Here is a 12394-nt window from a genome sequence, read left to right on the forward strand (position 1 = left end):
TCGGAGATAACGAAGATGTAAGCATGTTTTACAAGCGCCTTCTTATTCTGAAGGTGTTTTTTTATGTGCGGGAGGCGGAATACCCGACGTCAGAGACGCGTGGATTCCGGAATTATGGGAATATGCCGCGTTAGCGGAGTCGGGTCTAACAGCGGAGTCCGCCATGTGTTATCCGCGTGCGCAAGATAATCCAAACCGGTGCAAAGCCAAATATGACGGGAGTCAAGAATGTCATATTGCCGGTAAATTTTCGCGGATTGTATAGTGAGGTCAGAAGTTATCCCAAGCGAAAAGGAGTACATTCATATGCAGGCAGCTGCAAAGTCAAACAACGCAAGCTTCCTCCGCAACGTGAGGAAAAACAAATTTTTATGCCTGCTCGCCTTGCCGGGCCTGCTTTACTTTCTTATTTTCAAGTACATGCCGATGTGGGGGGTGGTCATCTCATTTCAGGATTATTCCCCGTACATGGGATTTACCGGCAGCAAGTGGGTTGGGTTCGAACATTTCCAGCGCTTCTTTGGGAATCCGGATTTTTGGCTGCTGTTTCGCAACACAATGGCCATTTCCGTGTTGAATCTGCTGTTTTTTTTCCCGCTGCCGATCGTGCTTTCCTTATTATTAAATGAAGTCGGTAAGCCCGTGTTCAAGAAAACGTTTCAATCCGTCGTTTATTTGCCTCACTTCCTGTCCTGGGTGATCATCGCCGGCATCACCTTTCTGATGTTGTCCCAATCGGAAGGGATGGTCAACAAGCTGCTGCAAGCACTCGAGCTGGATAAGGTCGATTTCCTTACAAACCCCAAGTTTTTCTGGGTGATGCTGACCTTGCAGTCGATCTGGAAGGAAGCGGGCTGGGGCACTATCATTTTTCTAGCGGCGATTGCGGGAATTGATCCACAGTTGTATGAAGCGGCGCGAATGGACGGTGCCAGCCGGTTTCAACAGATGATGAACATTACGCTGCCTTCGATCAAAAACATCATCTTTATTCTTTTCATTCTGAGGCTCGGTAACATCTTGGATGTCGGCTTTGAGCAGGTATTCTTGATGATGAACGGAGCGGTTTCGAAGGTCGGGGAGGTGTTCGATACCTATGTGTACCGGGTAGGCATCCAGCAGGCGCAGTTCAGCTACAGCACCGCCGTAGGTTTGTTCAAATCCGTCATCGGATTCCTTCTCGTGATCTCCGCCAATAAACTGGCGAAGAAATTCGGGGAGGAAGGGGTTTACTAACTTAGGGAGATAAGGAGGAAAATTTCTTGAACGCATCAGAACGTTGGTTCCAAATGGCGAATGGTACCGTGCTCACGCTTATCGCTCTTGTGACGCTGTTCCCGCTATATTACGTCTTTGTCGTCTCGTTTACGGATCCGTCCGAATATATTGCCAGCCGTGGGCTTGTGTTGTTTCCGCAGCAGTGGACTTTGTCGTCATACGAATATTTGCTCTCAACTCAAGCATTTCCTCGCTCCATCGGCGTAAGCATTTATCTGGCCGTTGCCGGCACGCTGCTCAGCTTGCTTGTCACTTCCGGACTCGCTTATGCTTTGTCCCGGAAGCAGATGCCGGCCCGCAGGGTCCTGCAGCTGATTATTTTGGTCACGCTGCTGTTTAACCCCGGCATCATCCCGCCATACATCCTGGTGAAAAGCTTGGGGTTGATCGATAGCATCTGGTCGCTTATTATCCCGGTACTGACCAGCGGCTGGTATGTGCTGCTGATGAAAGGTTTTTTCGATAGCATTCCGGTCAGTTTAGAGGAAGCGGCAAAGATGGACGGCGGCAATGACGTCGGAATCTGGCTGCGAATCGTGCTTCCGCTGTCCTTGCCGGCGATGGCGGCATTTGGCCTGTTCTATGCTGTGGCGTATTGGAACACGTTTTTCACGGCAATTCTCTACATTAACGATTTTCAAAAATGGCCGCTTCAAGTTCTGCTGCGAAACATGCTGATCGACTCGTCTACCTCGGTTGGCGGGGCAGTGGCTCAAGAAATGTCGGCCGAGCAGCGGATTCCGCCGGAAACGTTGAAGATGGCGGCGGTCGTCATTGCGACGACGCCGATCTTGTTGGTGTATCCATTCCTGCAAAAACATTTTGCCAAAGGCGCGATGGTTGGCTCCATAAAGGAATGATTCACATAAGCAATTAAATCAGCTACTATGAATGAAGGGGAGGAAAAAGGGATGAGGAAACACGGAAAACATACGATGGTGATGGCTGCGGGACTATCTCTTGCGATGATATCGACCGCATGCGGCGGAGGTGGGGCAGACAAGACACCTAACAAGGAGGGCGCTGCGACTTCGGCGAAAAAGGAGACGCCTACCGAGATCAGTATCATGAGCACATTTTATTCCCAGGAGCCTCCGGCCGACGACAATATCATCGTTAAAGAAGTGGAAAAGCGGACAAATACGAAGCTGAAGATCACTTGGGTGTCCTCCAACAATTACACGGATAAGCAAAATGTTACGCTTGCTTCCGGCAATATTCCCGACCTCATGCTTGTGATGGACCCTTTTGCGCCAAACGTCGTATCGATGGCGCGCCAAGGCGCTTTCTGGGATCTCTCCCCAATGATCCAAAATTATCCGAATTTGTCCAAGTTCCCGGAAATTTCCTGGAGCAACATCAAGTCCGAAGGCGGCAAAATATACGGCATTCCGCGCGTGCGTCCGACGGACGGCCAACAAGTGTTATTCATACGCGAGGATTGGCTGAAGAAACTGAATCTGAAGATGCCGGAGACGCTCGACGATGTATATAAAGTTATGAAAGCCTTTACGGAGAATGATCCGGACGGCAACAACAAGAAAGACACGTTTGGTTTCACTGCAAATGTAAACGCTACCGATATGGGGTACTTTGCCATCTTCGAGAATGCGTTCAACAATGCAAACGGCAAGTGGAAGCTGAAGGACGGACAACTTGTCGATACGGTGTTGGAGCCGGGAACAAAGCAAGCAATCGAGTTTCTGACCAAGGCGTACCAGGAAGGCTTGATCCCCCCGGATTTTGCGGTACTGAAAAATAATCAGGCCAAGGAGATGCTGGCGAGCAACCGGGCCGGAATGAGCGTAGATGCGATCAATGCGGCATGGACCAACGGCGACGAGCTGCGCAAGACGATGCCGGATGCGGATTTCTATCCGCTTCCATCCATCACCGGGCCAAACGGCAAATTCGTGTCGAAATCGACGGGTTTCTTCGGCGTCTTCCTGATCCCGAAAAAGGTACCGGAAGCGAAGCTGAAAAAAATTCTCGAATTTATGGATTATGGCGCTTCGGAAGAGGGCGGCAGCTTGGCCGATTACGGCCTGAAGGACCTCCATTACACGGAACAGGGCGGCGTGAAGACGGCAACGGCGCAAGCAGCCAAAGATAACGTGAGCCCCAATGCTTTTGGCCAAATTTTCAAAAATTTCGATAAGTATTTCAGGGCTTACGCTCCCGGCATTACGCCCCCCAAGATGGACCGCAACAAGAAGATCATCGACGAGCAGGAGAAGATCAGCATCGGGGAGCCGCATATCGGTCTCGTTTCGGAAACCAATATTAAGTTGGGCAGCGATTACGCCAAAAAAATCATGGAATTAAAAATTGCGATTATAATGGGCAAGGAGAAGCTGGATGCGTGGGATGTGTTTGTCGCCAAGCTGAAGGCCGACTCGGAGTACCAAAAGATCATTACGGAAATGAACGACGCATATAAGAAGAAAGCCGGCAAATAATCCGGCCTGTCCCCAGGAGGATGACGGATGAAACGCCTCTCCCAGTCAACCTACTTCTACAAGAGCTTGTCCATCCTGCTTCTGATCACGAGCTTGCCTTTGTTCCTGAGCGCGGCGGGAAGTTATTATTTCGGTATCAGCGAAATGGAGAAACAAGTTCATGAAGCCCATCAAATCCGGCTGCTGGAAGTGTCGCGGGGGATGGATGAAAAGCTGGCGCAACTTGAGGCGCTGATGAATCGCTGGGCGCTCAACACGGTATTCGACCAGAAGCTTCGCCAATATTCTCCGGATACCGATTATGAAGTGACGCGTGAACTGTATGATGCGTTGACGATACTGAATGGCTCTCATCCGCTGATCAGCAAGGTTTATGTGTTCATAGAGGAGAAACGTCTGCTTGTATCCAGTGAGACCGGTGTGATGCGGATTAAGAACGAAGAAGACTACCAGCGATATCGTTATATGATGGAAGTGACAAAAGGGTTCGGCTGGGTCACCGGCAAGCTCCCTCAAGGTTCCAAAGGCGAGCTGATGAATACGGCTCTCGTTTATAAGCTTCCGTATTATTTGGAGCAGCCTTACGGGGCGTTTGTCGTGCATATTAACGAAAGTGAGATGAAGTCTGTCCTGAGACAGCTGAATCCGGACGAAAACGGCGTTTCGTTAATTGTAGATGAGAAGGGGAATCGGATCACAGAAAATGGGAATGCGGAAGCCAAGCGGGCGTTGCTCCAATACCTCGATGGGGGGAGACCGGAGGCTCCTTTTCAGGTGCAGAAGCTTCTGAGTGAACAATACGCCATTTCATCGGGCGCCATTTCCCATACGGGCTGGACGTATATCACGGCAACTCCGCTTAACGATTTTACCAAACGGGTCTCTTTTACATCTAAGTGGATTTTGGGTACGAGCTTGTTCAGCATGGTTTTTGCAGTTATCCTCTCATGGTTTGCCTCGCGTAAAATATACCAGCCGGTCGGTCGGCTGGTCCAACTCGTCATGGGTGACAAGGAACGCGGATCCCCCGCCGAGGACGGCGACGAAATGACATTCATCGAGAACCAGTGGAACGGCTTGAACCGGGAAAGCCGCGGGCTGCAGGAGCGGCTGGAGCAGTCGCTTCCTGCGCTGCGCAAAAGCTTCTTGCTGCAGCTCATCGAGGGCCGTTTCTATTTCCTGAACGAATCGAATTTGCGGGAGCGGCTGGAACATTACGGATGGGAGGTCGAGGACCAACTCTTCTCTGTGCACCTGGTGCAGCTTTCCGGCTTTTCCGGGTTGGAGGGGAAGTTTTCCGAAGGAGACGAACAACTGGTGACCTTTGCCGCCGCTAATATTTTGGAGGAGCTGGCAGGTGCGGTATTCCCCCAGTTGGAGGTAATCAACTTTCAGGATCTTACAGTGGGACTGCTGGTAGGACTGCCGGCTGGGACTGAAGCGACGGCTGCCAAACGGATGACTCAAAAATTTTTTCAAGAGTCCATGGCCAAATTGCATACCTTGCTGCGCATGAATATTACCGTCAGTATCGGACGATGGAGCGAGCAGATTCGGGCGACGTCCTCGATGCTGGAGGAGCTGCGAAGCTCGCTCCGTTATAAGAACGTCTACCTAAGCGTACAATTTATCGATGCGGAAACGCTGGTCGTGCGGGGGCATGATTCCATCTATTATCCGTTTCAGTTGGAGAAGGAGATTTTGCATGCGGTCAGGATGGGCCATGAAGAAGAAGCGGTTCGATTGACGGCGCAGTTCATGCAGGATATGATGCAGCATGTCAAAACAGAAGGGCTGCTGTTCCAAGGAGCGCATCAGTTGTTGGGCAATATCCAATATGTCGTGCTGCAGGCAGGGTTTGACACTTACCGCTTGTATCATGGCGCGAATCTACATGAGGAGCTGCTCGCAGTCAAAAGTTCGAACGAGCTTGTTCCTTTCCTATGCAGTCGGGCGATCGAGCCTTACATGAAAGAGTTGAGTGAAAGGATCGGACAGCAAGCGCGGCTGTTGATCGAGAATGTGACCGATTACATGAAGCATAATTTCCCCCAGGATTTGTCTTTGGAGAGCTGCGCGGAGCGGTTTCAGACCAGTCCATTTCAGCTGAGCCGGTCGTTTAAACACGTATTAGGCGTCACTTTCGTCGATTACCTAACCGATCTCCGGCTGGAGAAGACAAAGGCGCTGCTGGCATCCACGGACCTGAAGATCAACGAAATTGCCGATCAAGTCGGCTACCAGCATACTTATCTGAACCGGATTTTCAAGAAATACTTCGGCATGACGCCAACCCAATACCGGGAGAAGTTCCAATAAGGAGTGACCAAAGATGGAGCCTGTTCGCATCACGCAAGGTCAATTTAACGACCAATTGCTGTATTTCACTTCATCAAGTGTGACGGAAGACGACCAATCGCTGGTGTTTATCAGCGACCGGGACGGGTATCCGAACCTGTTCGTACAACGGTTGGACACCGGAGACGTTCGCCAGCTCACATCAATCCGCTCCGGTTATTTGAAGCAGTATGTGTATTTTGATGGAGCGGAGGGAAGAGGGTTGGGCAAAGCGAGCGTCAGTCTTGACCCAGCCAGAGGGATCGTCTATTACATCGAAGGCGATGAAATCCGCTGCGTCGATCTGGAGGGACGATCCCGTACGTTGAACCGCCTGCCTGAAGGGCAAGTTACGGCATTCACGCATGTCAGCGCGGACGGTACCCGCTTGTGTGTCCCGACTACGGATGAACGCGCATTGGAGTACGATACCTTAAAGAACGGCAGGCCCGATTATGATATAGACGCCCGCGTCCGCGATGAGGGGTTAAGCTCTTACTTGCGCGTTTACGATACCGCTACAGGAAAGCAGCTCTTCGCCGAGAGAGTGGAGGGCGCCTGGATCACACATGTGCAATTTTCGCCGGTGGACCGGAATTTGATTTTGTACAACCACGAATGGCCGGCGGATTGCGGAATCCGCCGCATTTGGCTGTGGGATGGCGAGCGCCATATCCGCGTACGCGAAGAAGCACCCGACCGCAGCCGCGGGGACTGGACGTGCCACGAGATGTGGGAAAAGGACGGAGCATCGGTCATCTATCATGGCTCTTACCGGGACGGAGGTGCCACCTATATCGGCAAATACCGGCTGGCCGATGGGCAGATTTCGGAAATCCCGCTTCCTGCCGGGTACACCAAATACGGCCATTTCACCGTAGGCAACCGCTACAACGACCTGTTAGTGACAGACGGATATTATTATCCGGAAGGGTGGAAGACGAGCGGGTATGGCGGCGGCGACTGGCTGTGCGTACTTCATGTGGATTGGGAGCAAGGGATAATCCGCTGGAGCCCCCTATGCCCGCACGGCTCGAACTGGGACTCACAGGACAGCCACCCGCATCCTGTTTTCAGCCACAATGATAGACGCGTGTTCTACACGACGAACCGGGACGGCGTGCGTGCCGTGTATATGGTGGAGGTGGAGTAATACCACTTAAAAGTTCTGAACAAATGGAAGACAAAAGCGGAATAAGCAGGGAGCAGGTTGCCACGGCAGCTGCTCCTTATTTACGTTGAAGTAACTGGCAGTTATCTTTAACGTTCCTTTGTGATAAAATAGGGATTAATTTACAATTTTATCGAGGAGAAACCGATGAAAATAAGAGAAGCTCGCATTGAAGATGCAGATAAAATCGCAAAAGTTCATGTTGATAGCTGGCAAACCACCTATAAAGGCATTATTTCCGAATCGTATTTGTCCAATCTCTCTGTTGAAAAGAGAAAGAAAAGCTGGTTATGGACATTTGAGAATCTAATCGTTGACGAAAAAATATTCGTCGCAGAAGACATGGCGGGTAATATCGTTGGATTTTCGAATGGGGGGCGAAGTCGGAATAACGAATTTGAACATGATGGAGAGTTATTTGCAATCTATTTATTAAAGAATTACCAACGAATAGGGTTAGGAAAAAAACTTTTTAATTCGGTTGTACAATCATTAAAAGATAATGGTTACTCAAAAATGATGTTATGGGTTCTAAAAGACAATCCGTCCGTTGAATTTTATAAATTACAGGGTGGAGAGGTAATTGGAAAGAAGGAAATTACAATAGGTGGAGATAGCTTAGTCGAATTAGCTATTGGATGGGATCGCATATAACCATTTTGGTGCTGTCAAACGTTAGTTCAACCCAAAACGGCGCCACGAAGCAGCCGTTATTGAGCTTTTGTAGAATGAAGAGATTGAAGTGGTCATTGACAGAGCCAGCAACATTTGAAATTGAGATTGAAGAAATGAAGCTTTCAATATAGAAGGATTGATGCCGATGGTTATTAGAGCACAGGTCTGGTCTGACTGTGATGAAGATATAAAGCAATTCGTTGAAAAACTGGTGGAACGGTTGAAAACGATTCTGGGAAATCAGTTGATAGGTATTTATCTCCACGGCTCATTAGCTATGGGCTGTTATTATCGTCCCAAAAGTGACATTGACCTGATTGTGGTAGTTAACGGCAAATTAGCAGCCGATTTGGCTAAGACAGTTGGCGTCGCCATCGCCAACGAGACGGTCAATAGACCTACAACGGGTAACGTTGAACTTAGTGTCATCACGTCGGAGGTAGCAAGGCAAGTGCCCGTTCCGACACCCTTTGAAGTTCATTACAGCTCGGGATGGCAAGAGAAGATACTTAAAGATGAAATAGACTACAGTAAAGAGAAAACAGACGTTGACTTACCCTCTCATTTGGCCTATGTAACGCAGCGTGGCATTTGTTTATACGGTAAACCCATATCAGATGTATTTGGCGAAGTAAAATGGCAGTATTTAATAGAATCTGTTATGGACGACTTTAAATGGATACTTCAAGATGAGCATATTTTAGAGACACCTTTTTATAGTATTTTGAACATTTGCCGTGTATTTCAATTGTTTAGCGAAGATAATCAGAAAGTCCACAGTAAAGACGAAGGCGGTGAGTGGGGAATCAAACATTTACCACAGGCGTATCATCAATTGATTCAACGAGCACTTGATGCTTATCGCTCTTCAGATATAGTAAATGAAGATCAAAGAAGAACAGGTGGAAAGGAATGGGACAAAGCTAACCTTTTCGCCTTCAGGAACTATGCCCGTATGCAATTCAAAGACATTTTACTATAGGGAATCAATCCACTTGATAAAACATAAGGCTTTGTAAGTACTTAAGGCACAATGGGGGGAATATCCATATTTGTTAGCGAATATTAACGATGAAGTTTATTTGACTCGATAGGTGGTGGTCAGGTGATAAGCCATAATCTAAAAGTGATTGAACAAATGTCCGAAGGATATGGGTTGGATGTAATGTATGAAGACATCACCATACAAGGGGTCTCCATTGATTCAAGAACAGTAAGGGCGGGTAATTTATTTGTCCCGATACAAAGACAATTAGATGGCCATGATTATGTGGAGACAGCATTTTCTCAGGGCGCGGTAGCTTCATTTTGGCAAAAAGATCACCCTAACCCGCCCCAACATATACCGCTTATTTTTGTAGAAGATTGCCTGAAAGCACTTCAAATTCTTGCAACTCATTATCGACAAGAACTATCCCTCAAAGTAGTTGGAGTTACTGGCAGCAACGGTAAGACTACCACCAAAGACATGATCAATTCTGTGCTAGAAAGCACATTCCGGGTACACAAAACTTCGGGTAATTTAAACAGCCAAATCGGATTGCCTTTAACAATATTAGAAATAGATAAAAGCGCAGAAGTTGCGGTATTGGAAATGGGGATGAGTGAACGCGGTCAGATCGATCGACTTTCCCGTATAGCAAAACCAGACTTCGCAGTTATTACTATGATTGGCGTTTCTCATTTATCGACACTTGGGTCACGTGAAGAAATTGCAGCCGCGAAATTGGAAATTGTTCATGGATTAACAGATGATGGTGTGCTGATCTGCAACGGAGACGAGCCCCTTTTAAGAAACAGACTTGAAGAAATCATAAGCAAAAAACCGATATCAATCATTAGTTTTGGTGAAAACGAATCGAATGACTTTCGTGTGACATCTAGCGTAACGAACCCTGAAGGTTCCGTTTTTATCGTTGAAGATCATCAGTATTTTATACCGCTTCTTGGCGCACACAACATTTCAAATGCACTTGCAACCATAGCTGTCACATCAAAATTGGGTCTAAGCCCATCTGAAATAGATAAGGGTTTTCGAGCATTACAAGTAACATGTATGAGAATGGAGAAGATTGTCTCTTCCTTGGGATTTACCATCATAAATGATGCATGGAATGCGAGTCCAGTCTCCATGTCCGCAGCTATTAAGACGTTCGAAGACTTATCGGGTTACTCAAGAAAGTTCTTGGTCCTAGGAGATATGCTCGAATTAGGTGATCAAGAACTGGAATATCATCAAGAGATTGGTCGAAACATCGACCCTAGCAAAATTGATTTTGTTTACACGATGGGCACTCTAGGTAAGCATATAGCAGCGGAAGCAAAAAAGCGGTTCCCTGAAGGTAATGTCCAATCTTTTTTTGACAAACAAGAACTAACACAGGAATTAAAGAAAAAGGTGAAGCAGAATGATGCTATACTATTCAAGGCTTCGAGGGGAATCCAACTGGAGTCGGTAGTACAAATTCTGCTCTAATTGATACAAAAAAATGACAAATCGCAGGCTACCGCGGCGGGAACTGGCTGCTATAGGATTGTTTGGCATCAGCCCTTCGCTCACCTAACGGAGAACGATAAAAAACAACAAAGACACGGTGGTCGGCATAGATCGACTGCCGCGTTTGTGATAACGGCTTATGCTCAATAAGGAAACAATATGATTTTTAAATGAGGTCTGAACTAATGATAATTTATAAAAGCGATGAAACACCATCATTGAAGGAAGTCATCGCACTATACAACAAAGCTGCTTTAAGACGACCTAACGACGAGAGACGCATGGAATTGATGTTAAAGAATGCAAATATTAAAGTATCCGCTTGGCATAACGGGAAGTTAGTAGGTTTCCTGAGAGCATTCACAGACTTTTGCTTTGATTGTTACATTAACGATATCGCTGTTGACCCTGAGTATCAGGGACTGGGAATCGGCAAAGGCTTAGTAGAGTATTTAAAACCACAATTAGAAAAGGATACATTGATGTTCCTGATATCCGCTCCAAAATCTAAAGGTTTTTATGAAAAAATTGGATTTAGTAATTTTAAAGATATCGAAGATACATGGCACCAAGTTATTAAATAATTCATTACATCTTTAACTGGGATGATAATAGAGGAGCTTCAATGTAAACTGCATCTTTTTTGTTTGTTGAAGTAGCGGGCAGTTATCCGCAGTACTGCTTAATCATAAACAAGGCCTTGAGAATATTAGACTTAAGGGGTTTACTATGACAAAATTAAGTCGAGATGAAATATTCGAATGGATAAGAAATGATGAATTATCAACCTGTTGTGCTAAAAGAAAATGATTAAACAAACGTGGAACGTTTGTACAGGAGTTGCTTTTAAGCAGAGCTCCTTTGTTTATAGAAGAATATGGTTGTAAAGAAGAAACATTTTGTTGAGAATTACTTTCTAATAAAGCGGAGGTATATTGCGATGAGTGAGAGCGAAAAAAGCGGTATACAAGAGGATGAATCCCCTAAAGTTGCTGAATCACTCAATAGTGCAACTGACCACTATCATAAGATTATGGGAATGCCAAACAAAAGGGCGGACCTCAATACAATGCCAAGATGGCTCAAGTTTTTTTATTACTTCATTGTTTGCATCATTGCTATAGGTTTTTTAATTGGCTTGTACGCCTCGATATTTAAGTGACCATCATTACATTACTGTTTAGAATTGTGTTGAGCACAGACAGACGTAATATAATAAGAGGGAAACAAAATTCCCTAAAACAAAGGGAGGCAAGAGAACGTGTCGAACATGGACAAGGAGAACCAGGCTCTGGAGAAAGCGAAAATGGTGTATGAAAAAGGCGAGATCATAAGAACCGATATCCTGGCGGGCCTGGATGCCGAGCGACGGTCGCTGGGCGTGCTGTCTGCCAGCGGTGACGTGCTCGTGGAACACTCCACGGACGGATCGGAGTGCCGGATCGTGTTCGCCAGCCTACCGCCGGAGGAAACCGATAACCTGATCCGCCGGGAGGTGGATGCCGCCGTCTCCGGCGGCTATAGCCTGGAGTGGAAGTACTACGGTCACGATACGCCAATTGACCTGCCCGAGCGGCTTGTCGCCGCCGGGTTCGAGGCCGAGGATGAGGAGGAAGTGTTGGTCCTGCCATTGGACGAGGCATCGTTGGCTGCCTTCGGTGACGGCGGCGAACACGAGATCAGGATCGTCCGAGAAGAGCGCGACCTGATGGACTACGCCGAGGTGTCCCGCGAGATTGGCAGGTACAACGTGGAGGAGGAGCGGCGCGCGCTGGCCCTTAAGTTGAAGGAGAATCCGGACGAGATGAGCATCCACATTGCCTACGTTGACGGCGAGCCCGTCGCCTGTGTGTTTTTTGCAAATGAAAAATGCTGAGTTTTGCTGCGAAAAATGCCGAGGTCACTTGCCAGTTAACATGAGTTATTGCGGAATTCGTTCCATCGCTTGTTTGAGTCGGAAGCTCTCGCCGGTGAAGG

General features: G+C 47.5%; 11 protein-coding genes. All 11 read left to right on the plus strand.

Annotated elements, in window-relative coordinates:
* Window positions 1-306 precede the first annotated feature (306 nt).
* The 11 genes from EYB31_RS13135 (at window position 307) to EYB31_RS13185 (ending at window position 12293) form a co-directional block, all read left to right on the plus strand.
* The gene (locus EYB31_RS13135; RefSeq protein ID WP_131013786.1) at window positions 307-1236 is read left to right on the plus strand and encodes an ABC transporter permease; all 930 of its coding nucleotides are present in this window, start codon (window positions 307-309) and stop codon (window positions 1234-1236) included.
* 53 nt (window positions 1237-1289) lie between these two features.
* The gene (locus EYB31_RS13140; RefSeq protein WP_131013814.1) at window positions 1290-2138 is read left to right on the plus strand and encodes a carbohydrate ABC transporter permease; all 849 of its coding nucleotides are present in this window, start codon (window positions 1290-1292) and stop codon (window positions 2136-2138) included.
* A 51-nt stretch (window positions 2139-2189) separates the two neighbouring features.
* Window positions 2190-3737 (plus strand): extracellular solute-binding protein, encoded by a 1548-nt coding sequence (locus tag EYB31_RS13145; RefSeq protein WP_131013787.1) that lies wholly within the window; start codon window positions 2190-2192, stop codon window positions 3735-3737.
* A gap of 27 nt (window positions 3738-3764) precedes the next feature.
* Window positions 3765-6056: an AraC family transcriptional regulator gene (locus tag EYB31_RS13150; RefSeq protein ID WP_131013788.1), complete on the plus strand. Its 2292-nt coding sequence runs from the start codon at window positions 3765-3767 to the stop codon at window positions 6054-6056.
* 13 nt (window positions 6057-6069) lie between these two features.
* Window positions 6070-7227 carry an oligogalacturonate lyase family protein gene (locus tag EYB31_RS13155; protein ID WP_131013789.1) on the plus strand — a complete coding sequence of 386 codons (1158 nt, stop codon included), beginning with the start codon at window positions 6070-6072 and terminating at the stop codon, window positions 7225-7227.
* A 165-nt stretch (window positions 7228-7392) separates the two neighbouring features.
* A complete protein-coding gene (locus EYB31_RS13160; RefSeq protein WP_131013790.1) occupies window positions 7393-7899 on the plus strand; it encodes a GNAT family N-acetyltransferase in 507 nt (168 codons plus the stop codon).
* Window positions 7900-8059: 160 nt separating this feature from the next.
* Window positions 8060-8902 carry an aminoglycoside adenylyltransferase domain-containing protein gene (locus tag EYB31_RS13165; RefSeq protein WP_131013791.1) on the plus strand — a complete coding sequence of 281 codons (843 nt, stop codon included), beginning with the start codon at window positions 8060-8062 and terminating at the stop codon, window positions 8900-8902.
* A 123-nt stretch (window positions 8903-9025) separates the two neighbouring features.
* On the plus strand, window positions 9026-10396 hold the full coding sequence (locus EYB31_RS13170) for a UDP-N-acetylmuramoyl-tripeptide--D-alanyl-D-alanine ligase (protein WP_131013792.1): 1371 nt from the start codon (window positions 9026-9028) through the stop codon (window positions 10394-10396).
* A gap of 206 nt (window positions 10397-10602) precedes the next feature.
* A complete protein-coding gene (locus EYB31_RS13175; protein WP_165452396.1) occupies window positions 10603-11001 on the plus strand; it encodes a GNAT family N-acetyltransferase in 399 nt (132 codons plus the stop codon).
* Window positions 11002-11357: 356 nt separating this feature from the next.
* The gene (locus tag EYB31_RS13180) at window positions 11358-11579 is read left to right on the plus strand and encodes a hypothetical protein (protein ID WP_131013794.1); all 222 of its coding nucleotides are present in this window, start codon (window positions 11358-11360) and stop codon (window positions 11577-11579) included.
* A 99-nt stretch (window positions 11580-11678) separates the two neighbouring features.
* On the plus strand, window positions 11679-12293 hold the full coding sequence (locus EYB31_RS13185; protein ID WP_131013795.1) for a hypothetical protein: 615 nt from the start codon (window positions 11679-11681) through the stop codon (window positions 12291-12293).
* The last annotated feature ends 101 nt before the right edge of the window (window positions 12294-12394 follow it).

Origin of the sequence: Paenibacillus thalictri (assembly GCF_004307995.1) — a bacterium.
Taxonomy (GTDB): Bacteria; Bacillota; Bacilli; order Paenibacillales; family NBRC-103111; genus Paenibacillus_AF; species Paenibacillus_AF thalictri.